This is a genomic window from Nonomuraea sp. NPDC004186 (genome assembly GCF_053603495.1).
In genome coordinates this window covers 20753-44920 of record NZ_JBSGFQ010000066.1, presented here as the reverse complement: position 1 = coordinate 44920, position 24168 = coordinate 20753, and the positions used below count along the sequence as shown (strand labels likewise).

Here is a 24168-nt window from a genome sequence, read left to right as displayed (position 1 = left end):
CCGATGACCTCGCCGCTGTGGGGGCATTCGTACCGTCAGCGGGCCGGTGGGGTGGTGTCCGAGAGCCAGCCGGTCTGATCACCGGATCGGACCGATCGGCGTTCCCAGGCCAGGGCCGCGACCACACCGATGGCATAGGCGACCAGGTCCCATGGGTCGGGGAACGCACCGACCAGGACACCGCCGATCCCCGGCGGGGTCATTCCGACTATTTGGTAGAACTCGACGGCGGCGACGATCGCGGCCGTGGCCAGGGCGCGGCGTGCGGCGGTGGTGCGCCACAGCAGCCCCAAGAACGCCTAGACCAGCATGGTGGCGCCGACGTCGCTCACGTAACCGCGGACGAACGGTTGTCCCGGGCCCCGGTAGAAGAGGGCGAACGCGCCGACGCCAAGGGCGACGCCACCCGGAAGGACCATGTCGCGGCGCATGAGATTGACATCTTCCCCGAATCTCAACGATCAGGACGAACCTGATCATAGAGCTCGCCCCTTATGGCGGCATGCTGATTGCGGCAGGTCAGCGACCGCGGTGGAGTGCCATGGCGACGGCATGCCAGCACGCTGGAACGCAGTGACGATCCATCCGGAATGAGGCCCGATCAGATGAAACAGTGCCCCGCGTGGTGCGAGGAAGAGCACTCCAACACCCCTTCATGATCCACCGAATGTGGGTTTTGACCTTATGTGGGCTGAACCCCCTGACGACCCTCGCCGGGCTGCTCGCCGGACCGGCGTGATCTTCCTTGGCACGCGCGGCGTGGAACTGCTCGACCGTCACCCGTTCTCGATCCATTCCCTCGGCAGACAAGACGATCATGAGTGTGGAGTTCGCGCTGCGCTGTCCCATCAGTACCGCGCCCAGACCACGGCCCGCAGAGCAGGCCAAGACCACCGCCGAAGCCGCCGCCGACGCCTGCGCCAGGCCCGCGCCGAGCTGGACCGGGCCCGCCAGCAGCATGTGAGCGATGCCGACCGCCTGCGCGAGGACCTCGCCGCCGCCAAGGATCAGCTCAGCGACGTACGCGCGCAGCTCACCGTCGCCCAGGCCGCCGCGGCGACCGCCCGACTGCAAGCCGACGCCGACCCGTCCCAGCGCGCCCGCTGGTACAGCGACGCCGAGCTGGCCGCCGTGCGGGTCGTCAAGCCCGACTCCGAGGACGGCGCGTACTGGGTCGTGGCCGCCGGCGACCCGCGGGCATCGTGGGCCCGGCCCATACGGGCTGGCCCGCCCGGCGCCGGTCCGGCACGCCCATCACCCGGACCGGGCCACACCCGCGCCGCCGCCGTCGCCGCCGAGCCGCCGCTGCGCCTGCTGCTGTCGGGCCCGGCCTTCGACATCGCCAAGGCCGTGTACGCCCAGCGGCTGCAGACCTGGGCCGAGTGGGAGGACACCTCCCGCGCCGCCGGCTGACCCGCCCCCACGTTGGTGCCGGCATCAGTGACGCAAGGGTGCGAGCGGGGCAGTGCGGCGTCATGAGGGCGTGCGCAGGTCCGCCCTCAGGTCGTCAGCGGAGGGCCTCTCGGGCGAGGCGAGGCCGTGTTCGATGACCTCCGCGAGGTTGGCTGGCGGGTAGAACTCCTCGGTCAGGCCGAGGCGGCGTCGCATGGCCTCGCGTGCCCCATCGGGGCCGCGGTCGAGGATGTGCTCCAGCATTACGGTGTGCAGGGGTCACCGGCCTCCCACACCTCGCGTGATCCACCGCCGAGCGGAGCGGCGGCGCCCACCTGATGGCCGGCGGCTTTGCCGTGGGCGGTCCAGTCACCCGCCACACCTCGCCCGGATGAAGGACCAGCACGTCAACCACCAGATCGGCGTGTACTTCCCCTGGGACTCCCCGCACCGCGATTGCGGGGCCGTCGTCGCTGCCAGCCGCTCCGCTTCCTCGTTCAAAGCCGTCGGGACAGCACGATTACCCGTCTCGCCCACCGGCTCCCCAGCCCGCACTCCCATGGGCCTGACCGGGGCGCCCCGATTGTCGTTGAGATCAACCCGACGCTCCTGAGCGCGCTGCATGCGCCCAGAGTCGCTGATGTGCTTCCTTCGCCGCTGCGGCGAAGACCAGGTTAAGCGCGGCGCGGTTGCGGCCGTGGGTGACCAGGCCATGGCAATTGCGGCACAGGGCCAGCATGGTGGACGGATGGTCACGGGCTCCGCAGGCGAACGCGGCGGCAGGGTCCCCGTCGGCGTGATGGACCTCCAGCAGCGGGCCGCCGGCATCGGTGACATCGTGCCGGTATCCGGTGTCGGTGCAGGTGGGATTCTCACACCAGCCGCCCACCGCCGGGCAAGAGAAGAATCTCCATCATCGTGGCACTCTCCCGGCCCGGCGGCCGCCACTGCAACCCGATTCCGCCCCTCGGCTGCCGCAGGCCGTGATGCAGTGGCGACAGCTACCACGTCCCCGATCCGTGGTCGAGAAGGCGGGCTTCATGGTAGGCGATTCGCCGCTCTTGGAAACGGACGTTGAAGCGAGCGGCCTTGAGCCGTTCGTCGAGGACCCGGTTGCCGGCAGTGAGCTGAGCGTGCGGGTGGCGGAGCTGGAACGCCGGCAGAAGCGCAACTCCGGCAACTCCTCGGTACCGCCTTCCAACGGCCCCGATGGGTCCCTGATTTTGGATGATGTACGGGCGAAGCCCGTGCCATTGTGATTTTCTGAATGAGATCTTGTCTCAATCCGGCGCCCTTTACAAAGTAGATTTCCTAGTTGTCCACGGTGTCCCCGTTGACAACCCGGCGCGTTGTCCGGCGAGACATCCGGCTATCGTTTCTCGGGACAGAAGCCGTGGACCCAGAGCGTGTCTCTCACCGTTCGCTCCACGTCCTTGAAGGGGCGTTCATGACAGCCGACCAGCCGGACATCTGCCCGACGTGCCAAGGCGTGGTCCCCGCCACGCACCCCGCTGCCTACACCGCCGCCCGTGGACGGCTGATTGTCGCCAACGGGTACTGCCCAGGCCATGCCTCTGCAACGTCACGCGATTCCGGAGCCCCCGGAACGGTCGAGAGCACAATATCCTCACACCGGTCGATGCTTGCTGTTTCCGCTTCAGTACCTTTGGGGTGATCTGCTCGGTCTATGTCGCTGTGGGCTCGGGGGTCTCTCGTGCGTTTGCTCGTGCCGCCGAGCCGGGGTATCGGCGGGATAGCGTCCGCGGCGTTGCCCGGCGGCCGTGGGCGGAGCGCGATACGAGGGGTGCCGGCGTCGATGTCGGCGCCCACCCGGACCGGGCCGTGAGCGAGCCCGTTTCTGGACTTTCCAGCCAGGTCTTCGCGCGTGCGCGTGTGAGTGCCTGTGTCTGACCCTGTCTACCCAGGTCAACGCGCCGGAGGAACAGGCGTGGTTGCTGGTGGACACGGAGGTGGGTGTTAGTGCTCTGGTGGGGGTGGGGGCTGCTGGGACGATTGCGGCCGGTGCAGGAGTTCGCGTAGCGCTTGGCGTACGGGGATGAGGGCGCGGAGGAGATCGGTGAGGGCGGGCGGGATGCGGGCGGCGGTCTGCAGGAGCAGAACGGTCGCGCCGATCGTGGTGAGAATCGTGGTGGTCATGACGTCCACGGTCAGGCCCGGCCGTATTCAGACGCATCCGGTATCGCACATTCGCAGAAACCGACAGATAGCAGATGACGGACAGCTCTACGATCCCGAACGAAACCGAATAGCCGAACCGGAAGACGCCTCCATCGGGAGGGTTGATGGCCGACCCGGCCAGGATCGACACTCGTGCGGACCTGCACGCGGCGCTGCGCCAGCTGTTCGAGGAGTTCGAAGGCAGCTACCTGGATGTGGCCACCGCGGCGGGCTCCGGCGTGGCGACCGTGCACGACATGGTCAGCGGCAGGAGCTTCCCGCGGTGGACGACCCTGCGCAAGGTCTTGGGCGTTGTCGGGGTCACCGAAGCCGACTTGGGTGCCTGGAAGCAGGCCCATGCCCGCGCCGGCCGGGCTGACGACGGGTGTCCGTATCGAGGGCTGGAAGCTTTCGAGCCCGAACATGTGCAGTACTTCTTCGGGCGCCGGGATCTGACCCGCGTGCTGTGGGATCGGGTGTCGGCGCAGATCGGGCGGGACGGGCCGCTGCTGGTGACCGGGCCCTCGGGAGCGGGCAAGTCATCGCTGCTGCGGGCGGGTCTCATCCCCGCCGCCGACAAGGCCTGGCCGGAGGGTCACGTGATCCTCACACCGAGCGGCACCTGCGCCCAATCCCAGGGTGGCGACCCCGTCCGGGTCCTCGCCGAGCGGTTCTGCGGCCAGGAGGCTCCGGACGACGTCCGGGATCGCCTGGCCGACAAGCCCGCTCTGCTGCACGATCTGCTGACGCGGGCCCAGTGCAGACTCCTGATTGTCGACCAGTTCGAGGAGCTCTTCACCACCCGTGCCGACGCGGACGACCGCCGGGTTTTCATCCAGGCGCTGCACGCCGCCTGCGCCCCCGCGCAAGGGGCATCCGCGGCGGTGGTGGTGGTCGGGATGCGCGCTGATTTCTTCGGTCACTGCGCCGCCTTTCCGGAGCTGGGCGCCGGCCCTGGCCCGTCCGGTCGTGGTCGGGCCGATGAGCACGGCGCAGCTGCGTGAGGTCATCGAGAAGCCCGCCGAACGCGTGGAGCTCACGCTGGAGGGCGGGCTGGCGGAGCGGATTGTGTGGAGGACCTGGGAGTTGCCCTCTACCGGCGGCACGGTTCTCCCCGCACTCTCCAGTGATCCCAGTGGCGTCCTGCCGTTGTTGTCGCACACCCTGCGCGCGACATGGGGGCGCCGGGAGGGGCGCAAGCTCACCCTGGCGGGCTATCAGGCGACCGGTGGGGTCAGCACGTCGTTGGCCCGCACCGCCGACACCGCGCTGGAGAAGGTGGGCCTGGCCAACCGCGACCGGGCCCGGAGGTTGCTGACGCGGCTGGTCCATCTCGGCGAGGGCAGCGAGCCCTCGCGCCGCAAGGTGCCGCTGGCCGAGTTGCTCGGGCCCGAGGACGGTGCCGGACATGGCGTGGCCCGCCAGGTCCTCGATCGGTTCGTTGAGCACCGGCTGGTGACCGTGAACTGGACCGGGGACGGTGTCTGCGCGGACAGCGCCGGCAGCACGGCCGAGTTCACCCACGAGGCGCTGATCCGGGCCTGGAAGCAGTTGCGCGACTGGATCGAGGAAGACCGGGATGCGCTGCTGGTACGGGAGCAGCTCGACCGGGACGCCCGCGCGTGGGCTGGCAAGGGTCGCGATGCGGCCTACCTGTATCGGGGTCTGCGGTTGGCAAGTGCGCAGGACGCCAGCGGAGACGACGGTGACAGGCTCGGGAACGACGCCCGTGACTTCCTCGACGCCAGCATCCGGCAAGACCTGGCCGAGCGGGAGGCAGCCCGCCGGCGCGCCCGCAACCGCACGGTGCTGAGCGCGGTGCTGGCCGTCCTGCTCATCACCGTCACTGGCACGGCGATGACGGTGATCGCCCAGATGCGGGTCAGCGCGGAGCGGGCGGCGGAGGGGCGCTCACGCGCGCTGGCCAGCCTCACGGAAGAAATGGCCAAGAACGACCCAGGGCTGGCCGCCCTGGCCGCTGTCGCGGCCTACAAGACCGCGCCGACGCAGGAAGCCCGCAGCGCGCTGTTGCGCCGATACGACCAGTTCAAAGACGCCGCATGGGTGCTGAGCGGTGTCCAGGGGCCCATAGAGGATGTCGCAATGAGCTCAGACGGCTCGGTGACGTTGGCGACATCCAAATTCGGTCGCGCGACGCTGTTCGCCCGCCAGGCCGGGGGGAAGGTGCTGCGTCAGCATCTCAACCTCCTCGGCAATGCGTTCTCTCCCCTGGTCAGCCGGGACGGGCGGCGCATCGCCTACGTGCTGGAGGACCTGTCCGGCTCGCTCTCGGTGTTCTGGCACGAGGTGCACCCCACCGCACACGACATCATCCTGGGCCCGGCACACCTGCTGCACGGCGGCGAACTCACGCAGGTCACCTTCGCCGCAGAGTGGGGCAACGACAGGATGGCCGCGGCGCCTGTCGAACCCCCTTGACATACGCGATCTCCGCATTGACGGGGTCGACCCCGCCTACTTCACCCCACTGCCGTACCCCGAGCCAGGGTACGTGCAGATCGTGAGCCTGGCCGACCATACTCTGCGCGCTGTGAATCTCCAGACGGCCACGGAGAACCCGGACCTGCGGGTCCAACTGGGCCCCGACCTGCTCACCGGCAGAGTCAGCCGTAGTGGTCGCTTCGCCATCGTCGCGACCAGAGGTTCCATGGTCGAGCTGTGGTCGGTGCAAGACCGCCGTCGACCGGAAAAGGTGCTGGGCCCGCTCGGACCGGTGACGGTGAACGAATCGCAGATCGGGGGCTGGGGAGATCCCCAATTCTTCCTCGCCAACGGGAACTCCGTGCGTTTCATAAGCGTGGCGGACGCCGGTCGTATCGACATCGAGTCCTACGACTTCGCGGACAAGCAGATCTTCCTGGCAACGACCCGCGATGGGAAAGCCCTACTGAGGAGCACACCAGTCCGTGGGCTCATTGACCTGTTCCGGCTCGACCCCGCACTCTGGCAGCGTCACCTGTGCGACGTTCTCGGACGCGACCTCAGCGAAGACGAGCGCCGCGGCCTGCCACCAGAACTGCCGAACGTCATATGCCCGCCTCGATGAACAACTTCAGCATCAAGGCCTGCCGGTAAGGATCGCGCCACACGGCCCCAACGAGCGGCGTCGCCGAGGGTCACCGTGCGCGATGGTGTCACTCGTAGGGGGCCGGTTTCGGTCCGGGCGTTCGGGGATGAGTCAGGCGCCCTGCGGCGCGATAACGCTGGATCGAGCGTTTCCGCAGGTCGCGTTGCTCGCTAAGTGCTTTTATGTCAACCGGCTGCCCCTTCCAGCCGTACTTGGGCTGTGACCTACCCGGCATGGGATGAGGTCGTGGGGCCCGTCCATGCGGCGAGAGGTCTGTGGTCTGCGAGCCCCGACCCGGCCGTAGCCGTCCGGGGGCTCCGCGCGCCTGCCAGCCATCAATTCAAGGGGATTGGCGTCGCGCGCCGACGAAGCCAAGCCGCTGTCGACACCGATGGATGACCCGTGAGCGTCGGCTATGCCGGTGTCGCTGGGGGACGAGCCTCTTTTAACGTGGTGTAGATCAGTCGCGAGGCTGCCGCTTGGCCAAGCCTCGTACCCCAATGACGGCGACAACCAGGGCGACGATGACCACCACCGGGCCGATGACCGCCCACGCGGTGACGCCGCTCATCACGCTGCCGCCCAGAACGCCCAGCCCTTGCAGCGTCCACACCGCTCCCGGCAGGGCGAACAGCACACCGCCGACGAGCAGGATCCATGCTTTCACTGCTGATCTCGCCTCTTTTCGGGAAGGGGTCACCGCTCAGTGTGCGCACCCTGTAGGCGAAGAGGCAAGCCCGCCATCGACTCACAGGCGGCTATGTTCGGCCACAGGCGCAAGCGTGTCCGGCCACGGCCAGACACGCTCCGCGCAGGCGGCGGTGCCGTCGACGCGCCGCCCCGTTCCATCAGCGGATCGGCCATAGAAGGCGTTCGAACTCTCCCCTGCCTTTGCCTTCAGCGCGGTCGAGCTTCGTCGAGGTCGGAACGCCAACGACGCTGGACGCGGTCGTACCGGACGGGCCCGAGCTCGAACTGGGTGAGATCGAGCGTGACGAGTTGCTGATAACCCTCTTCAGGAAGGTCGGTGTCCAGAACGATCTGCAGCCCAGTGGCTGGGTCCTGAAGCACGACTGGGCGGCCGGGGACGGAGTCAGGCACGGAGCCGCGGCCACCAAGGACCGCACGCACGGCCTTCTGGAGTCCTCGGTAGCCGTCATCAGCGATCTTGGTAGCCAGACCGCTCAGGAACGCCTGCAGCGGCAGAGCGGCCAGGATCAGCCACTCCAGCCGCTCAGGGCCTCGACGCGGCGGCAACATCCTGACCCGGGTGGACAGGTTGAGTCACTCGATCAGCGCCGGCGGCGTGTCCCATCGAACCCTCGGGGGGTGCCAATCGCTAGATGGGGACCACGGGCACGGCCCACGTGTCGCGCTTCCACAAGGTCAGATCGAACGTGACCGACCGGCTCTGGAGGTTCACGGCGGTCACCCGGATGAGGCCCTCCGCTCCCGAACATGGCCCCAGCCCCAAAGTAGGTTCTGATCGGCCCTCCGCTCACGAAGGCCCAGCAGGTTAGCGTGGGTGATCTTGAATATGACGCAAGCGTGCGATAATCCGCCGATGCCTTCACCTGTGGATGCCGTCGTCGCCGCCGAGATCGAGGATCTGCTCGCCGTCCCCGTCGCCCGCTTGGAGGAGCTGGACGGGCACCCCTGGGTGCTCCGCGCCCACCTCGCCGACGGCTCCCCTATCATCGTCAAGCGCCTGCGTCCCGGCGGCTACGGCCTGCGTTCCGCCGCGGAGTTGATGCGCTGCGAGCGCGCCGCGCTGGAGCTGCTCGACAAGGACTTGGGCCTCGCCCACCTGGGGCCGCGGCTGCTCGCGGCGGAGCCCGACACCCAGATGCTGGTGATCGAGGACCTCGGCCCACGCACCGAGCTTGCCCGGCTGCTGCGCCACAACGGCCTCACCCCGGAGCTGGACGACCGGCTCACCGATTTCGCCGCCGCCGAGGGCGAGATCGCCGCCGCCTCCGCCAGCCGCGCCGCGGACTTCGCCACGCGCCGCGCCGAGCTGGGCACCCCGGCGCAGGAACTCGACGACGGAGAGCACGCCTGGACCGGGCTGTGGCGCACCGCGCCCGAGCGGGCCGCGGAGTTCGGCGTCCCGATGCCGGACGCCGCGGAGCGCGACCTGCGGGCCGCTGGGGCCGAACTCGCCGAGCCCGGGCCGTTCCTGGCCTTCACCAACGGCGACCCCGAGGCGAACAACTATCTCACCATGCCGGACGGCGACGGTCGGCTGATCGACTTTGAGGGGGCGGGCTTCCGCCATGCGCTCACTGCCGCGGCCGGGTTCGCCGTCCCCGGCTCACTGTGGATGGCGGTCTGCGGGGAGCGCCAGATCGCCGCGTTCCGCACTGCCCTGGCGCGCGGCATCCCCGAAGCCGAGGACGACCGGCGGTTCGGGTTCGGCCTCGCCTCGGCGGCTGCGGTCTGGACGGCGATCCGCTCCAACGACCTGCGCAAGCGGGAAGCGCGCGAGCCCGGCGACGACTCCCGGATCCAGCTGGTGGCGGGCCTGGAAGCGGGGGCGCGCACCTCGGACGCCTACGGGGTCTTCCCCCACTTCGCCGCCTGGTGCCGGTCGACGGCCGAGGTGCTGCGCCGCTGCTGGCCCGACACCGACGTGGAAACTGCGGCCATTGCGCCCTACACCTGGAGGTCGCGGCCCTAGCCAAGTGCACACGGGCCGAAGCCTTCGGTGTCCTCAAATGATCGTTTGACGACAGGAAGGCAATGCGTCCAATGAACCCGTGCAATCCGGGAGGTTCACGGCGCCGCGAATCCAATCAGATCCGATGGTGATTGCTGACAGGGTTTGACGACAGATAGGGTCCGATCCTCCGTACGGAAGGGGTCCTTCGGTGGCGAACCTGGTCTACAAGCGGGTCTCGACGGATCAGCAGTCGACCGCCCGGCAGAACCTCGTCCTGGACGAAGCCGGCATCGAGGATCCGGTCACCTTCGAGGAGGACCCAGGCACATCCAGCCGCCTCCACCCCCTTCAGCGCCCGAAGTTCCGCGCACTCCTCGACTACGCCAGGCCCGGGGACACCGTGCACATCTCCGAGATCTTCCGCCTCGTACGCGGCACCGGGCACATCCTCGACGTGCTCGACGTCCTCCACCGCGACCGCCTCGCCCTGCGCATCCACGACGGCGCGTTCTCCGCCATGGACCTCACCGCCCGCCACCCGCGCACCGGCGAGCTGCTGTCCACCGTGAAGTTCATGGTGCAGACCCTCGCCGCCGCCGGCGAACTACAACGCGACCTACAGCGCGAGCTCACCTACGACGGCCTGCGCGCCGCCGAGGCCAAGGGCAACAAGGGCGGCCGCCGCCCCGCCGTTTCGGCCGACAAGCTCGAAGACGTGCGCGCCGCGTACCTGGCAGACCGCTCCATCGCCGCCCTCGCCCGCGACCACGGCGTCAGCCGCGGCGCCATCCGCACCGCCGTCGCCGACCTCCTGCCCGATCACACCGCCGCTGAGGAGAAGGCTCCCGCCCCGGAGCTGCCGGTCACCCTCGACATGCCGGGCAAGGTCGCCGACTTCCTCCGCGCCGCCGACCTGGACGACATCGAGCGGGCCGCACTCGACCAGGGGGCGCCCGTACGGCGCGGTCAGGGCTACACCCTGCGCGTCACCGCCATCCCCGCCGTGCACCGCCAGCTCCTCGCCCGATGCCAACCGCTCGACGGCGGCCACGGCGTCCCGGCGGTCCCGGCTCAGCGCAAGGCCCGCCACGAGTACGAGAACCGAGTCAGCGCACTCACACCCTGACCATGATCGTTCTCAGCGCCAACGGCTGTACCGATGTTCCCCGAGGCCGGTCGAGCCACTGGGCGTCGTCGATCAGGCCGCCGCGGCCCTCGCGTGCCCCGGTGACCAGGCGGCCGATGCGCGCCTGTTCGAATGATCGACCGTAGAACCTCACGCGCACGGTCGTCCCCGCGCTCGCCGACCGGTGGGAGCGCGCTCATCATGCGGGGACCCCTGAATTTCTCACGGGTCCCCCGCGGGCGCGCCTCCAGGCCGGGCCGCTCCCTCAACCGCGTCGGTGAGGACCGTGTGCGTCGTCAGCGTGTTGGGGTGGTCGGGCCCGAACACCCGCTCGTGGTCGGCGACCGACCGTTCCAGCAGCGGGATCGCCTCGGCGACGCGCCCGGCAGCGTAATAGGCGTACGCGAGGTTCCCGCGCGCGATCACCACATCCGGATGATCAGCCCCGCTCACGCGCTCGCTGCGCGCGACGACCCTCCTGAGCAGCTGGATCGCCCGGGAGAGCTCTCCAGCCCCGGAATACGCCATGGCCAGGTCGTTCTGGGACGCCAGCGTGTGCGGGTGATCACGGCCGAGCGCCCGGCGACGGTCGGTCACCGTCCGTTCGAGCAGGGCGATCGCCCGCGCGAAGTCCCCGGCGGCGAGATGGGCGGAGGCCAGGCTGTTGCGGCTGGTGAGGGTCACCGGATGGCGGGCGCCCCGCTCCTCCTCCTGGCGCGTCTGCTCGGCACCCTCCATGAGTCTCAGGTCCTACGCGAGGCCCGCAACTTCATGATCATGCTCGTGAAGTACTCCGAATCTCTCGACAGCCCTGACGACGTCTTCGAACCCGAGTTCCTCGAACGGCCCTGGGACGACGACGCCTTCTACGAGTACATGCGCGAGTTCGGGTCATACCCCGACGAGCCAGAAGACGGTTGAGCCCGCCCGCCACCCAGACCCCCTCGAACGCGCCAAGGCCCGTCTGCAGGATGCCACCTACAACGCGATGCCGGTCGATGAGATGCTCGAGGAAGCGGTGATGGTGCAGGTCCCTGCGCGCAGGCGCAGGTCACGCACTCCGATCGGTCCCGCCGAACAGCCTGTCCAGATACAGGTCGATCGCGGCAAGCGCGTCCCGGGGCCTGATCACGTCCAGTTCGATCAGGGGGGCGAAGCCGGTGAGGGCGAGGAGCAGGTTGGTCTCGGTCGCCGGGTCGCGGTGGGAGTCGATGTGCCCGTCGGCGATCGCCTGGCGGACCAACTGCTCGACGAGGGCCCGTCCTTGGACGAGGCCGTGGCGCGCCTGCTCGTGGACGGCCTCGTCGTGCAGCGCCTCCAGGACGTAGGCGGCGTTCATCCGGCTGGTCGCGCGGGCGTCGGCATGCAGGGGGAGCATTTCCGCGAGCGTCAGTCGCAGCACGTCACGGGGGTGCGGACGGTCACCGAGCTTCTCGAGGCCCTGGCCGACGCGCAGCGAGGTCTGCTCTGACGCGAAGTCCATGGCAAAGGAGAGCATGGCGGCCCGGGAGGCGAAATAGTGCTGAAGTTGCCCGAGGGAGATGCCCGCCTCCTGCGCCACCACGCGCATCGTCAGCTGCGTGACGCCGCGCTGCTCCACCACCCGCCACAGCGCGCGGGCGATCGCTTCGCGACGTCCGCGGTGATCCACCTGTTTCGGCATCGCCGGCCCCTCCCTCGTACCCCGGGACTGTTCCAATACAGTTGACATAATACACCTGACCCATAATTCTGGGGTCCACTCGAGGGAAGGAACCGTCATGTCCGAACAGCCAAAGGTACGGACCACGGAAGGCGTGGTGCAGGGGCGCCGGCGGCAGGGGCACGCGGTGTTCCGCGGCATCCCCTACGCCCAGCCCCCGGTCGGAGCGCTCCGCTTCGCCGCGCCCGCGCCGCCGCACCGCTGGGAGGGGACGAGGCAGGCGGTCGAGTTCGGCCCCGTGGTGCCGCTGTCCCTGCCGATCGACGTGCCCCCGCAGGGCACCGACTGGCTGACGCTCAACGTCGGCACTCCGGATCCCGGCGCGGCGGGACTGCCGGTGCTGGTGTGGATCCCCGTGGGCGGCTACCTCTCGGCGGCGTCGAGTGACCCGATGTTCGACCCGGCAGCGCTGGCCGAGGCGGGAGTCGTCGTGGTGACCATCAACTGCCGCGTGGGCGCGGAGGGTTTCGCGTTCCTCGACGACGTGCCGCCCAACCGCGGATTCCTCGACCAGATCGCGGCGCTGGAGTGGGTGCAGCGCAACATCGCCGCCTTCGGAGGCGACCCCGGCCGGGTCACCGTGGGCGGGGTGTCTGCCGGGGCGGGCTCGGTCGCCGCCCTGCTGACGATGAAGTCCGCGCGCGGCCTGTTCCGGCGGGCCATCGCCCATTCGGTGCCGGGGCTGCACAGCACCCCCGCGCTGGCACGGCAGGTCACCGCCGCGTTCGCGGACCGGCTCGGCGCGGCGGCCCCCACCGCCGAGGCCCTGCGCGACATCGACCCATGGCACCTGGCCGCCGAGCTCACCTCCTTCAACGCCGGCCTCCACGCGCACCGGGAGAGCTGGGGACGCCTCACGGAGACCGGCACCGCCCTGTGCCCCGTCATCGACGGCGAGGTCCTCCCCGAAACGCCCTGGCCCGCGCTGACCGGCGCGCGCGCGAGCGGGACCGAGCTGCTCGTCGGCCACACCCGGGACGAGTTCCGGCTGTTCAGCGTCATGAGCGGACGGCAGGGCACCTTCACCGAGCAGGATGCCCGTGCTGCTTTGGAACTGCTCGCCCCGCAGCCGCACGGTGCGGAGGCGTACCGTGCCGCGTTTCCGCAGGCCGGCCCGGAGGAGCTGGTGGAGACGGTGTACTCCGACGCCCTGTTCCGCATGCCGTCACAGAAGCTGGCCGAGGCGAACGCCGCAGCCGGCGGCACCTCATACCTGTTCGAACTGCGCTGGAGCGCCCCGGCCCTCGGCGGCGCCCTGGGCGCCTGCCACAGCCTCGACGTCCCCTTGGCGTTCGGCACGCTGGACAGCCCCATCGCTGCCCAGCTCATCGGCGAGGAGCCCACTCCCGAGGCCGTCGCGCTCTCCCACGAACTCCAGGAGGCATGGATCCGCTTCATCACCACCGGCGATGCGGGATGGGCCGCCTACCGGCCCGACCAGCAGCTCACCCGCGTTCTGGACGCCGAGTCGCAGACTCTGCCCTACCCCGAACAGGCCTCCTGCCGGATCTGGGAAGGCCACCCTCCCGCCCCCTTCGATCTCTCGTAGGGCGGCGACAATGCAGGCAGGCCGGCTCCGGAGTCCTGGCCGTACTCGATGGCCACTCGGGTGCCCACCCCTACAAGGGCCGCGGGCGCGCAACCGGCGCGATCCTGTCAACTCCAACTGACGCGATCTGGCCCTGATCGCTTGGCCGGGCTGATCACTGTTAGTCCCCCAGGGCGGCATGTCATGATCGCAAATATGACCGCCATGTCCCTGGGGCCTGCCTACAGTCGACTCTGGACCGCGACGGCGCTGTCCAACCTCGGTGACGGCATCAGGAGCGCCGCGTTACCGCTGCTTGCCGCCTCAATGAGTACCGACCCGGTCATCGTGGCAGGGGTCGCGGTGGCAGGACAACTCCCCTGGCTGCTCCTAGGCCTGATCGCCGGAGCGCTGGTCGACCGGTTCGACCAGCGCCGCCTCGTCGTCCTGGTCGACTGCGGGCGCACGGCCCTGCTGGCGGCGTTGACGGTGGCCGTGCTGACCGGGTCCGCCACTGTGGCCTGGATCTACGCGGTTGCCTTCGCCTGCGGCGTGGGCGAGACGTTGCGTGACACGGCCACCGCCACCCTGCTGCCTCCCCTTGTGAACGACGCCGACCTGGAGCGGGCGAATGGTCGGCTGGTCAACGCGGAAGTCGCGGGCAACGAGCTGATCGGCCCGCCGGTCGGGGGCTATCTGTTCGGCGTAGCCATGGTCCTGCCCATCGCCATTAACGGCGGCACGCTGGCCCTGGCCGCAGCTTTGATCTTCAGTCTTCCCAGTGTCTTCGCCCCCGCCCCAACCTCGGAGTCGAAGGGTCGCATTTGGAGCGAAACCATGGCGGGCCTGCGCTGGCTGGTCCGCTCGCGCCGCATGTTCACGCTGTCGCTACTATCGGGCACGTTCGCCTTCGTAGACAGCATGTGGTTTGTCGTCCTGGTCCTCTTCGTTCAGCAGATACTTGAACTGCCCGCCGCGATCTATGGCCTCCTGGTCGGCATCGGTGCCGTGGGTGGCCTGATCGGTGGATTCCTCGCTGCCCGTATCGTGCGCCTGCTCGGACCGGCCCCGACCCTCACCACCTGCCTCCTCGCGGCCGCCGCCGGCCAGCTCATGCTCGGCCTGGCTTCGGAAGTGGTCCTGGCCGCGCTCGGTCTGGCGGCCACGAGCGCCGCCTTCGGCGTTTGGATCGTCGTCGCCCGCACCCAACGCCAGCGCAGCACCCCCCGCGACCTGCTCGGCCGCGTCACCAGCGCCTCGACGACCGTGGTGATGACCGCCTCACCTCTGGGCGCTCTGGTCGGCGGTCTGATCGGTCGTGAGTATGGCTTGCGCGCCGCCATTCTGCTCGGCGTGCCCGCACTGGTGATCGCGGCGTGCCTGGCTTATGCGGTACTGCGGGAGCGGCGAGAACCCGCTCCTTGATTCCACCCGCCCGGCGGGCAGTCCACTCGCAACGGCCGGACGTCAGCAGCTCGGAAGGCCGCCAGACCGAGGCCAGCGCCTTTTCCGCGGCACACTGCCCGATCGAGGCTGATCAGCTTCAAACCCCCGAGTCCCAACGACGCAGACGCGCAGCTACCCCTCAAGCGGTGTTTCATAGACGAGGGCTCGTGGAACAGCTCTGCCGGTTCACGGACGAATGTTGATCTCCCGGGCGGCCTGACGCAGGCTTGGCCGCCCGCGAGCGTCGTTGCGCTCGCCACGCAGGGCGGCGGCCTGGCCCCGATCACCGTGGCCCACGGTCACCCCGACGACGAGGACCTACACCTGATCTGCGAGGTGCTGCCCGCGCTGGCCGAGCAGGCGGGGCCGCCCGTGTACCGGCAGGGCGGCGGCGACTCCATCACCTACGTCTTCGGCCCGCCCGGCGCCGCGGCGGCGGCCACGTTCGAGACCGCGGTCCGGGCCGTCGCCCGTGGCGGCGCATCACCACGTTGCTGTCCGGTCGCTGAGGTGCGGAGTTGTCCTGCGCTGCAGCGAACACCGCCGCCGCGGGCTTGGGAACTGAAGCCGTAGACAAAGGAAGGGCAGTGATAGCCGCCTGCCGCCTGCGGCGTCGACGTCAGCCGGTGTGTCGCCACGCCAGGGACAGCCGCTTGGCCACGTCGATCCGGGAATCGTGCACCGGCTTGACCGCGATGTGATCCACAAGCATGGCGAGCAGTTCCTTCTGCGCCGCCGGGTCAGCGTTGCCCCACCAGCTCTCCACGGTGTCGGTGCCGGGCGGCACGATGTCGGCGCCCCGCTTCTGCGCGATGGCCAGCAGCAGCCCGGGCGCCAGTTCGGGTGTTCGCAGCCGTTCCAGCACCTGCTCGGCTACGGCGGGTGCGAGCACGCGCGCTGCGATGCGGACCTGTCTGCACCCGTCGGCCGGGCACGTGTAGCTGATGACGCCGGCGGCCTGGTCCTGCTGCAGGTGTGCGCCGCACGCACCGCACCTGAGGAGGCCTTCGAAGATCATGTCGGCGCGCCAGCCGTACTCGGCCTCGTTGCCCTCCCTGCCGGCCAGAGCCGCGAGCATCCCGGCGGCCTCCACATGGGACGACTCACCGGCAGCGTACGCGGCTCTCACGTGCTCGACCTTGTCGGCGGCATCCATCCGCGGCGGCGGCTGCGGTCGTTCGTCGGTCGTGTCCGGGTGAGGCGGGACGACGGAGAGACGGCGCCGCTATGGCTGCTCGGTCATCGTCGACTCCTGGGGGAAGTGGTCGCTGACCCAGCGTAGGCGCGAGGGCGGAGAGCGTTACGAACCTGACCAGCCAGCCGCTGCTGTCGCGGCCCGGACGCACCCTTCAGCCGTTGTGCCGCCACTGGAGCATCAACGCGGCCGGATGCTCAGGCGCCATCACGATGAAGTGCTTGATGGGCGCCGCCATCAACACACGTTTGGCCGACGGCCCCGGAGTCCGCCCACCAGGTCTCCAGGGGTGTCGAACTCGTCCAGCAACTCTGCCGTGGCCAACACCATCTCGCCGGTCAGGTTCGGTGATCGCAGATGCTCGAACAGCTGCTTGACGGCGAACTGCTCCAACTCGGCCGCCTCAACCCGGGTAAGCCCGCAACCGTCGGCCGTACACACGTAGGAGGTGATGCCATCGGCCATGGCGGCGTCGAGATCGGCCAGGCAAGCGCCGCACGTGAGCAGCCCTACGAGGATCGCGTCCTCCGGTATCTCGGCCATGTATCCGCCTCAGGATCGACGGCGTGGGGAGCACCAGCCTATGCACGCCGGTGCGGCCGCGTCACCTCCACCTACTGGCGCCGTGCGCAACCCGCAGAGACCTTGCGATTGCAAAGAGTCACATGGCGCCTGCAAATCGAAACTGTAGATGGCTTTGCGACTCACGTGAAGAGACACATCTGCAGCAGGCCCCACACAGCCGAGCACAGCTCTCCCTTTGCGACTACAGAGCCGCCGGGTGGCTCGCCGTTTGACGTCGGCTTGTAAGCCTTTGATCGCTTCATACCAAGTATGTGTGTAGATCGACGAAGGGAGCATGGCCGGTGCGTCGTAAACAGGCGGAGTTCGCCACAGACTCCGTGGCGTTCGAAGCCTTCTACCGGCGGCACGTCGAGGGAGTCACGCGATTCCTCGCCCGCCGAGTCGATGACCCCCATGCGGTCGCGGACCTGGTGGCGGATGTGTTCCTTGCGGTGATGGAGTCCGCTCACACCTACCGGCCGGGACGGGGCAGCGAGGTCGCGTGGCTGTACGGCGTAGCACGCAACACGCTCTCGGCCGAGCGGCGCCGGGCCTTGAGGGAGTCCCAGCTGACCGACCGAGTAAGCAGGCGGCGGCCGCTGGACGGCGACGACATCGCCCGGCTGGAGGAGCGGATCGACGCGGAGCAGCCCGCTCGGCGGGCTTTCCAGGCCATGGCCGACTTGCCTGAGGGGGAACGCGCCGTACTGGAGTTGGTCGTCCTCGACCAGCTCACCGTTACCGAAGCCGCGAGCTCCCTCGGTATCCGGTCAGGGACCGCCATGGTCCGGCTGCACCGCGCGCGCCGAACGCTCAAGGAAGTGCCCTTCGTCATGGAAGGAAACGGCACATGAGTTTCGAGGAGCAGTTGCTGATGGATCTGAAAGTCGAATTCGCCGCGCGGGCCGAACGCCGTCGCCGGACCGTTCGCCGTATTTTCGTGGGAGCGGCGATGGCCGGCCTCGCCGCCGCGGCGGCCGTCGCCGTACCGCTGGTGACCGGTACGGAGAGCCCGGCGTACGCGGTAAGCAAGAAGGCGGACGGCACGGTGGGGGTCGAGATCCGTGAGTTCAAAGACGCCGATCAACTGGAGCGGGACCTGCAGGCGGCGGGCGTCAGAGCGGACGTCACGTACCTCGAGTCGGGCAAGCAGTGTGAAAAGAACAGGGGAATGAGCTCTCTTCTGCCAGAAGGGGCCATTCACATGCGGGAAGGCGGACTGGACATCGATCCCCAGCTGCTCGACAAGGACAAGACGCTGGTCCTGGAGTTCGCCGGGAACGAAGAGGAAGTTTCCGCAGCGGAGCCGCCGAAGACGGGTAAGACCTGGTGGGTGCTCACGACGCTGATGATCCCCGGCAAGGTCGGCCCGTGCGTCGTCGTCGACAAAACGGACTGGGACGACGTTGATGGCCCGCAGGGCCAACCTCCAGCGGGAAGCTAGCACTCCGATACGGCGACGCCCGCGCTACCGTCCAGTCCGGCGCCACGACTGGTTTCGGCGGTGAGAAATGGGACCGGTTGTCGGTCACTCCTGGGACCATTTAGCGATCACTCGGCCATGATCTGAAGGCTAGTTGTGGTACCACCCCGAGGCAGTCGCGCTGAGCGGAACGGCTAGGGCCGGTCGTCGTCTGACCGCAGTCGGCGTGCGGTCAGACGCCCGGCCGCAGTCTGACGGTCGATGCCCGACTCCGGCTGGGCGGAAGGTGTGATCACGGGCCAAATCCTCGAGACTGACCGAGGCGCGCCGGGCGTACGGGTGGCGGGCGGACACGGCGAGAACGCGTGGCTCGGACAGGACGACGGGACCGGTGGTGATGCCGGGTTCGTTGACCGGGAACCGGGTCAGCGCCAGATCCACCTCGTCCTCGCGCAGCGGCCGGCAGGGGTCGGCGATCCGGAGCTCGCTCAGTTGGATGTCCAGGCCGGGGTGGTCGGCGCGGACGACGGTCATCACCTCCGGCACGACCCGTCCCGCGACCGGCGTGAAGAATCCGATGCGCAGGACGCCGCTGATGCCGCGCCCGGCCGCCTGGGCCCGGCCGAGGGCGTCCAGGACGGCCTGGTGGGCCGGGCGCAGGTCGTCCAGTCCGGCTCATCAATCATCCAGTGCTTCGCGATTGATCGTCCGCCCCCGTCCCGAGATGGTGAGGGTAGGCCTTCTCGCGAACTCCTCCAGGTCAGCCCCCAGGTGAAGCTGTGTGTCCAGGCGTTCGGGCGCCGCGACGGCCCTGCCGTCCTGCTCATCGGCGGCGCGAGCCGGTCGATGGACTGGTGGGACATCGGCTTCTGCGAACGGCCGGCCGAGGCCACCGGCGGGCTGGTCATCCGCTACGACCACCGCGACACCGGCGAATCGACCTGGTACCCGCCGGGTTCCCCCGACTACACCTTCGCCGACCTGGCCGCCGACCCGATCGCGATCCTCGACGCGCTCGGCCTGGCGCGGGCGCATCTGGTGGGCCTGTCCATGGGTGGCCAGCTCGCCCAGGTCGCCGCCCTGCACGAGCCCGGGCGGGTGGCGTCGCTGACCCTGATCGCCACCAGCCCGGAGCCACGCGCCCCAGATCTGCCGCCGACCACCGGCCCGCTGCAGACCCACTTCGACACCGCCGTGCCACCGGACTGGGCCGACCGCGCCGCCGTCATCGACTACGTCGTCGCCCAGGACCGCGCCTACGCCTCGGACTTGGCCCCCGCAGGAGGGGGCCGTCACCCGCGAACGAGCCGCGGCCGTCTGCGACCGTACGGCGTGCGTGCAGGCCAGCCACACCAACCACTACGCGATGCGCGGCCACGCCCGCTGGCGCGACCGGCTGGGCACCCTGAACATGCCGGCCCTGGTCCTGCACGGCACCCGCGACCCGCTGTTCACCATCGAGCACGGCATCGCGCTGGCCGCCGAGATCCCCGGCGCCCGCCTGCTGCCACTGCCCGGCATCGGCCACGAACTCCCTCACCACAGCTGGGACACCGTGATCCCCGCGATCGCCACCCACATCACCCAATCGACGAACCGAAAGGACCACCGATGACCCACCGCACCGGAACCCCGGACGAACGGCTGACCGCCAGCCACGCCCTGCTGGAACGCGAGAAACAACACAGCCGCAACGGCGACCACCTGGCCCGCCTGCGCCGCGACCTTCCCTGGGTACCCGTCACCAAGGACTAACCTTCGCCACCGACGACGGACCGGCGACGCTGGCCGAGTTGTTCGACGGACGGTCCCAGCTGCTGGTCAAGCACTTCATGTTCCATCCCGGCTCCGACGCCGGCTGCGCCAGCTGCTTGCTGACCGCCGACCACTTCGACGCTGCCATCCCCCACCTCAACAGCCGCGACGTGACCCTCATCAGCGTCTCCCGCGCGCCACTGGAGAAGATCAACGCCTACAAGCGGCAGATGGGCTGGCGGTTCACCTGGGTCTCCTCCCACGGCAGCGACTTCAACTACGACTTCCGCGTCTCGTTCACGCCCGAGCAACAGGCCAACGGCGCCACCTACAACTTCCGGCCGGAGCCGCACCCGGCCGCCGAGCTGCCCGGGATGAGCGCGTTCGCCCTCCAGGACGGCACCGTCCACCACACCTACTCCAGCTACGCCCGCGGCGCCGACTCCATGATCGCCGCCTACCAGCTCCTCGACCGCGCACCCCGCGGACGCAACGAGGACGACCTGTCCTACCCGATGGCCTGGGTCCGCCGCCACGACGAATACACCCCGTAACGCTCGCCCTGGTCCTCTTCGATTGGCTCGGGCCGCCCGCTAGGCCCGATCGGGTGGTCCTGTTGGGTGAGGCTCGGTCGCCGGAAGCGTTACGGCTGCCTGCTGTGCCGGCGTGGGATCCACAGGCCGAGGCCGTACATGGTCAGGCCGAGTAGCGTCATGCACACGATGGTCGGCCATTGCAGCCATTCGGGCAGGTACAGGGCCAGGAACCAGCCGCGTGACCCGGTCCCGGTCACCTTGAGGATGCCTGGCACGATGCCTTGCGGGATGAGCGGGATCGCGCCGAAGCCCCAGCAGATGGCGGTGATGATCTGCTCGCGTCTGGGCAGGTTCTGCGGGGTCTTGGCGGTGGTGGGCGGGCGGCCGGTCCGCATCAGGTGGAGCAGTTCGGGGCCGTGTGTGCTCAGTCGCCGCTGGGCCAGGTGGCCGAGGCCCCAGGCGCACGAGAGGCCGGTCAGCAGGCCCACGGCGACGCCCGGCCAGCCGTACAGCCAGGCCACCAGTGCGGCGGGGGCGGCGGTGAGCGCGCACAGGGCGAGCATGGCGTACACCAGGCCGCTGGCCGAGCCGTCGTCGTCGGTGGAGCGCAGCGGGTTGCCCGGCCTGCGGTGCGGGTCGGTGCCGGGGACCAGCGCGTACACCGACATCAGCGGCACCAGCCCGGCTCCGCCACCCAGCAGTGCCACCAGGAGGGCGAGCACCATCGGCCACGGGCCGTCCACCAGCGCCGTCAGCGTCACGGTCAGGGCGGTCGCGGGCGGGCCGACGGTCGCCAGCCAGGCCAGTTGCCTGCCTCGTACGTCCTTGGCGTCCGGGATCATGAGGGTGAGCCACAAGGCGGTGCCGTCACCGCTGTAGAGGTTGGCGGACATGCCCGCGGCCATGGCGACGAAGATTGGACCCGCCCAGCAGAGCATGCCGGGCCAGCCGAGAATGAGCGGGGCGGCGGCGAACGCCAGGCCGTAGGCGAGGGCGAAGGTGAGCTGGTGGGTGCGCAGCAGGTCACGCGACCAGGTCCGGAGCTCCTTGCCCAGCACGACCCGGCTCTGCGGCACCGCCTGCCTGTCTTTCGGCTGGCCGCCCTCTCGGCGACCTGTCGGTGTGGGCGCTCGTCCGTTGGTCCGGTTCGCGCTCGTACGCCTGGTCAGCAGCGCGGCCCATGCGGCCAGCAGGAGGGCCACCAGCAGCGCCATCGCGGCCAGTGCCATGACCGCCCGCCGCCAGTCGCCCTGGACGGCCAGCACCCCCCATCCGGACGGCAGATACCTGACGAACTGCGGCACCGCCCCGTTCACGCCGAACGCCACCGCGAACACCCAGCCCTGCCCGAGCGCCGCCAGGATCGTCGCGTTGATCACCCCGGCCAGCACCGCGCCCAGCCGCGAGCGCAGCACGATCGCGAGCACCGCCACGGCCACTTTCGACAGCAGCACGAACATGGCCAGGTGCAGCACCATCGCGGGCACGGCCACGACAGCGGCTCCGGCGCCGTGCCGTACCCCCTCGACCAGCAGCCCGCCCAGCGCGAGCAGGCTCGCCGCGGGCGCCACCCCGACGAACGCCGACGCCAGCAGTGCCCTGGCCAGCCGCCGCGGCGCTAATCCCAGCAGGGCGAAGTACTCGGGCCGCAACGTCTCGTCCCCGCCTCCGGCGAAGACGGGCCCCAGCATCCAGCCGAGCATCCACACGGCGTAGGCGGCGGGCAGCAGCGCGGGCGCGGACAGGGCCAGCACGATCGTGCCGCCCGCCAGCGCGATCCCGAGCAGCCCGCCTGTGGCCACGATCCCGGCACGGCGGCCGGTCAGGGAGTGCCGCAGTACGGCGGTCTTCATCCGTACCATGATCAGCTCGGCAGCCACGTCAGCCCCTTCATCGCGGCACGGTCGCCGGTCGCGACGAGGTCCACGAACCGCTCCTCCAGCGAGCCGCCACCGCTGACCTCCTCCAGCGTGCCCGCCGCCACGACCTTGCCCTTGTCGATCACCGCGACGTGGTCGCACAGCTGCTCGACCAGCGCCATCACGTGACTGGACAGCACCACCGAGCCGCCGCCCGCCACGAAGGCGCGCAGGATCTGCTTGATCGTCGCCGCCGAGATCGGGTCCACCGCCTCGAACGGCTCGTCCAGTACCAGCAGCCTGGGCGCGTGCAGCAGCGCCGTGGCCAGCCCGATCTTCTTGCGCATGCCGGTCGAGTACTCGATCACCAGCGTGCTGCCGGCCTGGTCCAGCTCCAGCACCTCCAGCAGTTCACCGGCCCGTTCGGCCACCACCGGCTCGGGCAGTCCGCGCAGCAGGCCGAGGTAGGTCAGCACCTCCCGCCCGGTCAGCCGCTCAGGCATCGCCAGGCCGTCGGGCAGGACGCCCACCAGCCTCTTGGCCCGGTGCCGCGGATCGGCCCAGACGTCGGTCCCGAAGATCCGCGCGGTGCCGCTGTCGGGCCGCACCAGCCCGACGGCCATCGACAGGGTGGTGGTCTTGCCCGCCCCGTTCTGCCCGACCAGGCCGTAGAAGGATCCCTGCGGGATGGTCAGGTCGAGGTGGTCCACGGCGGCGTTCGTGCCGAACGTCTTGGTGAGACCGGCCAGATCGAGAGCGGCCGGTTCGAGTGCCGCCGTCATGGCTGCCTCCGCGTGGCGATCGTGAACAGGGTGGTCAGTTCCCGAGCCAGCAGCTCCAGGTCGAGCTCTGGGTTCTGCAACAGCTGGGCGGGCACGGCGTCCACCGCTCCTCGGATCGCGATGGCCGTCGAACGCAGATCGAAGTCGCGGAACTCCCCGCTCTTCTGCCCCCAGGCCAGCACCTTCTCGATGTCCTGAAGCGCGATCTCGTGCTGCGCCGTGTACGGGCCCGGGGTGTCGGTGCCGCCTCGTGCGTGCGTGATGATCTCCACCAGCGCCAGCAGCGGCTTGCGGTGGCGGCCCATGAACGCCAGGTTCGTCTCCAGGTAGACGCGCAGCGCGTCAGTCGCCGTGGGCTGCGCGACGATGGCCGGCTCCATCATCTCGGTCGCCAGCCTGGCGACCTCGCTGACGACGGCCTGGATGAGCTCGTCCTTGCTCCCGAAATGGTAGGAGATCGATCCGGGGGAGATCTTCGCCAGCTGCGCGATCTTCGCCAGCGACGTCTGCGCATACCCGAGGGTGGCGATGGCGTCGATGGCGCACTCGATGATCTGGGCCCGCCGCGCCTCTTCAATGAACGTTCGACTTTCTGATGACACAATCAAAATTTTAAACGGTCATTCAAATGGTTGGCAACAGCTTCGGCCAGGACACGGCCGGCCCATGTCACCACCGTATGGAGGAGGGGCACGACGCGCCCCTCGCCGTCATCGATCGTCGATGTGACGCAACGACACCGTCAGGGCGCAAACGGTGCGACGCGTTGAGATCGACCCGCCTGACCCGCACGTGCGGCTCGGCCAGCTGGCCGTCGTCGCCTCTCGATGCTGCTTACCCCGGCTGGATCGCGACCTGCCCGCCTGAGGTGGCGATCCAGCTGACCGGTGTACATCCGGTCTGCGGCACCAGAGCGGCCAGACTGACTCCGG

29 protein-coding genes and 1 pseudogene are annotated in these 24168 nt (G+C 69.4%); 15 read left to right on the top strand and 15 right to left on the bottom strand.

Annotated features, from left to right (window positions below):
• Positions 1 to 35: 35 nt before the first annotated feature.
• A complete protein-coding gene (locus ACWEPL_RS40540; RefSeq protein ID WP_452439317.1) occupies positions 36 to 293 on the bottom strand; it encodes a hypothetical protein in 258 nt (85 codons plus the stop codon).
• 6 nt (positions 294 to 299) lie between these two features.
• Positions 300 to 431: a hypothetical protein gene (locus ACWEPL_RS40535; RefSeq protein ID WP_452439316.1), complete on the bottom strand. Its 132-nt coding sequence runs from the start codon at positions 429 to 431 to the stop codon at positions 300 to 302.
• 386 nt (positions 432 to 817) lie between these two features.
• Between ACWEPL_RS40535 and ACWEPL_RS40530 the strand changes: the two genes are divergently transcribed.
• Both ACWEPL_RS40530 and ACWEPL_RS40525 read left to right on the top strand, forming a co-directional pair.
• A complete protein-coding gene (locus tag ACWEPL_RS40530; RefSeq protein WP_452439315.1) occupies positions 818 to 964 on the top strand; it encodes a hypothetical protein in 147 nt (48 codons plus the stop codon).
• Positions 961 to 1413, top strand: coding sequence for a hypothetical protein (locus ACWEPL_RS40525; RefSeq protein WP_452439314.1), 453 nt, complete (start codon positions 961 to 963; stop codon positions 1411 to 1413). Before ACWEPL_RS40530 ends, ACWEPL_RS40525 begins: the two co-directional genes overlap by 4 nt.
• A 60-nt stretch (positions 1414 to 1473) precedes the next feature.
• On the opposite strand, the gene ACWEPL_RS40520 is transcribed toward ACWEPL_RS40525, so the two are convergent.
• On the bottom strand, positions 1474 to 1656 hold the full coding sequence (locus ACWEPL_RS40520; RefSeq protein ID WP_452439313.1) for a hypothetical protein: 183 nt from the start codon (positions 1654 to 1656) through the stop codon (positions 1474 to 1476).
• Positions 1657 to 1987: 331 nt separating this feature from the next.
• A complete protein-coding gene (locus ACWEPL_RS40515; RefSeq protein ID WP_452439312.1) occupies positions 1988 to 2281 on the bottom strand; it encodes a hypothetical protein in 294 nt (97 codons plus the stop codon).
• Between the two features lie 130 nt (positions 2282 to 2411).
• On the opposite strand from ACWEPL_RS40515, the gene ACWEPL_RS40510 reads away from it, so the two are divergent.
• Positions 2412 to 2651 carry a hypothetical protein gene (locus ACWEPL_RS40510; protein ID WP_452439311.1) on the top strand — a complete coding sequence of 80 codons (240 nt, stop codon included), beginning with the start codon at positions 2412 to 2414 and terminating at the stop codon, positions 2649 to 2651.
• 718 nt (positions 2652 to 3369) lie between these two features.
• On the opposite strand, the gene ACWEPL_RS40505 is transcribed toward ACWEPL_RS40510, so the two are convergent.
• Entirely contained in the window at positions 3370 to 3549 is a 180-nt protein-coding gene (locus ACWEPL_RS40505; protein ID WP_452439310.1) for a hypothetical protein, read from the bottom strand.
• Positions 3550 to 3695: 146 nt separating this feature from the next.
• On the opposite strand from ACWEPL_RS40505, the gene ACWEPL_RS40500 reads away from it, so the two are divergent.
• From ACWEPL_RS40500 to ACWEPL_RS40490, 3 genes are all read left to right on the top strand, one after another.
• Positions 3696 to 4574, top strand: coding sequence for an nSTAND1 domain-containing NTPase (locus ACWEPL_RS40500; RefSeq protein WP_452439309.1), 879 nt, complete (start codon positions 3696 to 3698; stop codon positions 4572 to 4574).
• Positions 4552 to 6009, top strand: a complete 1458-nt coding sequence (locus ACWEPL_RS40495; RefSeq protein WP_452439308.1) for an nSTAND1 domain-containing NTPase — start codon at positions 4552 to 4554, stop codon at positions 6007 to 6009. Before ACWEPL_RS40500 ends, ACWEPL_RS40495 begins: the two co-directional genes overlap by 23 nt.
• Before the next feature lie 73 nt (positions 6010 to 6082).
• Positions 6083 to 6637, top strand: a complete 555-nt coding sequence (locus tag ACWEPL_RS40490) for a hypothetical protein (RefSeq protein ID WP_363973287.1) — start codon at positions 6083 to 6085, stop codon at positions 6635 to 6637.
• Between the two features lie 481 nt (positions 6638 to 7118).
• Here ACWEPL_RS40490 and ACWEPL_RS40485 read toward each other — a convergent pair whose 3' ends face one another.
• Complete coding sequence (locus ACWEPL_RS40485; protein ID WP_452439307.1) at positions 7119 to 7325, bottom strand: hypothetical protein; 207 nt, start codon at positions 7323 to 7325, stop codon at positions 7119 to 7121.
• Positions 7326 to 7555: 230 nt separating this feature from the next.
• Entirely contained in the window at positions 7556 to 7918 is a 363-nt protein-coding gene (locus ACWEPL_RS40480) for a hypothetical protein (RefSeq protein ID WP_452439306.1), read from the bottom strand.
• 304 nt (positions 7919 to 8222) lie between these two features.
• Here ACWEPL_RS40480 and ACWEPL_RS40475 point away from each other — a divergent pair, with 304 nt between their 5' ends.
• Together ACWEPL_RS40475 and ACWEPL_RS40470 are read left to right on the top strand one after the other, a co-directional pair.
• A complete protein-coding gene (locus tag ACWEPL_RS40475; RefSeq protein ID WP_452439305.1) occupies positions 8223 to 9338 on the top strand; it encodes a hypothetical protein in 1116 nt (371 codons plus the stop codon).
• A 190-nt stretch (positions 9339 to 9528) separates the two neighbouring features.
• On the top strand, positions 9529 to 10446 hold the full coding sequence (locus tag ACWEPL_RS40470; RefSeq protein WP_452439304.1) for a recombinase family protein: 918 nt from the start codon (positions 9529 to 9531) through the stop codon (positions 10444 to 10446).
• A gap of 222 nt (positions 10447 to 10668) precedes the next feature.
• Here the strand turns inward: ACWEPL_RS40470 and ACWEPL_RS40465 are convergent, their stop codons facing one another.
• The gene (locus ACWEPL_RS40465; RefSeq protein ID WP_363973275.1) at positions 10669 to 11184 is read right to left on the bottom strand and encodes a tetratricopeptide repeat protein; all 516 of its coding nucleotides are present in this window, start codon (positions 11182 to 11184) and stop codon (positions 10669 to 10671) included.
• A 45-nt stretch (positions 11185 to 11229) separates the two neighbouring features.
• Here ACWEPL_RS40465 and ACWEPL_RS40460 point away from each other — a divergent pair, with 45 nt between their 5' ends.
• The gene (locus ACWEPL_RS40460) at positions 11230 to 11367 is read left to right on the top strand and encodes a hypothetical protein (protein ID WP_452439303.1); all 138 of its coding nucleotides are present in this window, start codon (positions 11230 to 11232) and stop codon (positions 11365 to 11367) included.
• 130 nt (positions 11368 to 11497) lie between these two features.
• Here ACWEPL_RS40460 and ACWEPL_RS40455 read toward each other — a convergent pair whose 3' ends face one another.
• Positions 11498 to 12109 carry a TetR/AcrR family transcriptional regulator gene (locus ACWEPL_RS40455; RefSeq protein WP_363973269.1) on the bottom strand — a complete coding sequence of 204 codons (612 nt, stop codon included), beginning with the start codon at positions 12107 to 12109 and terminating at the stop codon, positions 11498 to 11500.
• A gap of 97 nt (positions 12110 to 12206) precedes the next feature.
• On the opposite strand from ACWEPL_RS40455, the gene ACWEPL_RS40450 reads away from it, so the two are divergent.
• The 3 genes from ACWEPL_RS40450 (at position 12207) to ACWEPL_RS40440 (ending at position 15695) form a co-directional block, all read left to right on the top strand.
• Positions 12207 to 13697: a carboxylesterase/lipase family protein gene (locus ACWEPL_RS40450; protein ID WP_452439302.1), complete on the top strand. Its 1491-nt coding sequence runs from the start codon at positions 12207 to 12209 to the stop codon at positions 13695 to 13697.
• A 195-nt stretch (positions 13698 to 13892) separates the two neighbouring features.
• The gene (locus ACWEPL_RS40445; RefSeq protein ID WP_452439301.1) at positions 13893 to 15101 is read left to right on the top strand and encodes an MFS transporter; all 1209 of its coding nucleotides are present in this window, start codon (positions 13893 to 13895) and stop codon (positions 15099 to 15101) included.
• 309 nt (positions 15102 to 15410) lie between these two features.
• Positions 15411 to 15695 (top strand): hypothetical protein, encoded by a 285-nt coding sequence (locus ACWEPL_RS40440; RefSeq protein WP_452439300.1) that lies wholly within the window; start codon positions 15411 to 15413, stop codon positions 15693 to 15695.
• 46 nt (positions 15696 to 15741) lie between these two features.
• Here ACWEPL_RS40440 and ACWEPL_RS40435 read toward each other — a convergent pair whose 3' ends face one another.
• Both ACWEPL_RS40435 and ACWEPL_RS40430 read right to left on the bottom strand, forming a co-directional pair.
• Positions 15742 to 16251 (bottom strand): zinc ribbon domain-containing protein, encoded by a 510-nt coding sequence (locus ACWEPL_RS40435; RefSeq protein WP_452439299.1) that lies wholly within the window; start codon positions 16249 to 16251, stop codon positions 15742 to 15744.
• A 303-nt stretch (positions 16252 to 16554) separates the two neighbouring features.
• Positions 16555 to 16860: a hypothetical protein gene (locus ACWEPL_RS40430; protein WP_452439298.1), complete on the bottom strand. Its 306-nt coding sequence runs from the start codon at positions 16858 to 16860 to the stop codon at positions 16555 to 16557.
• 359 nt (positions 16861 to 17219) lie between these two features.
• On the opposite strand from ACWEPL_RS40430, the gene ACWEPL_RS40425 reads away from it, so the two are divergent.
• Entirely contained in the window at positions 17220 to 17735 is a 516-nt protein-coding gene (locus ACWEPL_RS40425; RefSeq protein ID WP_452439297.1) for an RNA polymerase sigma factor, read from the top strand.
• Positions 17732 to 18325, top strand: coding sequence for a hypothetical protein (locus tag ACWEPL_RS40420; protein WP_363973247.1), 594 nt, complete (start codon positions 17732 to 17734; stop codon positions 18323 to 18325). Before ACWEPL_RS40425 ends, ACWEPL_RS40420 begins: the two co-directional genes overlap by 4 nt.
• Before the next feature lie 129 nt (positions 18326 to 18454).
• Here ACWEPL_RS40420 and ACWEPL_RS40415 read toward each other — a convergent pair whose 3' ends face one another.
• Positions 18455 to 18850 carry a LysR substrate-binding domain-containing protein gene (locus ACWEPL_RS40415; protein WP_452439296.1) on the bottom strand — a complete coding sequence of 132 codons (396 nt, stop codon included), beginning with the start codon at positions 18848 to 18850 and terminating at the stop codon, positions 18455 to 18457.
• 300 nt (positions 18851 to 19150) lie between these two features.
• Between ACWEPL_RS40415 and ACWEPL_RS40410 the strand changes: the two are divergent.
• A pseudogene (locus ACWEPL_RS40410) lies at positions 19151 to 20613 on the top strand (alpha/beta fold hydrolase).
• 89 nt (positions 20614 to 20702) lie between these two features.
• Here the strand turns inward: ACWEPL_RS40410 and ACWEPL_RS40405 are convergent.
• From ACWEPL_RS40405 to ACWEPL_RS40395, 3 genes are read right to left on the bottom strand one after another with little or no spacing between them, the layout of a single operon-like run.
• Positions 20703 to 22475: a hypothetical protein gene (locus ACWEPL_RS40405; protein WP_452439295.1), complete on the bottom strand. Its 1773-nt coding sequence runs from the start codon at positions 22473 to 22475 to the stop codon at positions 20703 to 20705.
• Entirely contained in the window at positions 22460 to 23236 is a 777-nt protein-coding gene (locus ACWEPL_RS40400) for an ABC transporter ATP-binding protein (RefSeq protein WP_452439294.1), read from the bottom strand. The genes ACWEPL_RS40405 and ACWEPL_RS40400 overlap by 16 nt, the downstream gene beginning before the upstream one ends.
• A complete protein-coding gene (locus ACWEPL_RS40395; RefSeq protein WP_363973235.1) occupies positions 23233 to 23838 on the bottom strand; it encodes a TetR/AcrR family transcriptional regulator in 606 nt (201 codons plus the stop codon). The genes ACWEPL_RS40400 and ACWEPL_RS40395 overlap by 4 nt, the downstream gene beginning before the upstream one ends.
• Positions 23839 to 24168 lie beyond the last annotated feature (330 nt).

Coding starts and splice junctions, on each gene's coding strand:
- ACWEPL_RS40455 (WP_363973269.1), bottom strand. CDS start 12,109: ATGCCGAAACAGGTGGATCACCGCGGACGTCGCGAAGCGATCGCCCGC.
- ACWEPL_RS40535 (WP_452439316.1), bottom strand. CDS start 431: ATGCGCCGCGACATGGTCCTTCCGGGTGGCGTCGCCCTTGGCGTCGGC.
- ACWEPL_RS40500 (WP_452439309.1), top strand. CDS start 3,696: ATGGCCGACCCGGCCAGGATCGACACTCGTGCGGACCTGCACGCGGCG.
- ACWEPL_RS40465 (WP_363973275.1), bottom strand. CDS start 11,184: ATGGAGGGTGCCGAGCAGACGCGCCAGGAGGAGGAGCGGGGCGCCCGC.
- ACWEPL_RS40420 (WP_363973247.1), top strand. CDS start 17,732: ATGAGTTTCGAGGAGCAGTTGCTGATGGATCTGAAAGTCGAATTCGCC.
- ACWEPL_RS40475 (WP_452439305.1), top strand. CDS start 8,223: ATGCCTTCACCTGTGGATGCCGTCGTCGCCGCCGAGATCGAGGATCTG.
- ACWEPL_RS40450 (WP_452439302.1), top strand. CDS start 12,207: ATGTCCGAACAGCCAAAGGTACGGACCACGGAAGGCGTGGTGCAGGGG.
- ACWEPL_RS40430 (WP_452439298.1), bottom strand. CDS start 16,860: ATGGCCGAGATACCGGAGGACGCGATCCTCGTAGGGCTGCTCACGTGC.
- ACWEPL_RS40520 (WP_452439313.1), bottom strand. CDS start 1,656: ATGCTGGAGCACATCCTCGACCGCGGCCCCGATGGGGCACGCGAGGCC.
- ACWEPL_RS40495 (WP_452439308.1), top strand. CDS start 4,552: ATGAGCACGGCGCAGCTGCGTGAGGTCATCGAGAAGCCCGCCGAACGC.
- ACWEPL_RS40530 (WP_452439315.1), top strand. CDS start 818: ATGAGTGTGGAGTTCGCGCTGCGCTGTCCCATCAGTACCGCGCCCAGA.
- ACWEPL_RS40400 (WP_452439294.1), bottom strand. CDS start 23,236: ATGACGGCGGCACTCGAACCGGCCGCTCTCGATCTGGCCGGTCTCACC.
- ACWEPL_RS40445 (WP_452439301.1), top strand. CDS start 13,893: ATGACCGCCATGTCCCTGGGGCCTGCCTACAGTCGACTCTGGACCGCG.
- ACWEPL_RS40505 (WP_452439310.1), bottom strand. CDS start 3,549: ATGACCACCACGATTCTCACCACGATCGGCGCGACCGTTCTGCTCCTG.
- ACWEPL_RS40480 (WP_452439306.1), bottom strand. CDS start 7,918: ATGTTGCCGCCGCGTCGAGGCCCTGAGCGGCTGGAGTGGCTGATCCTG.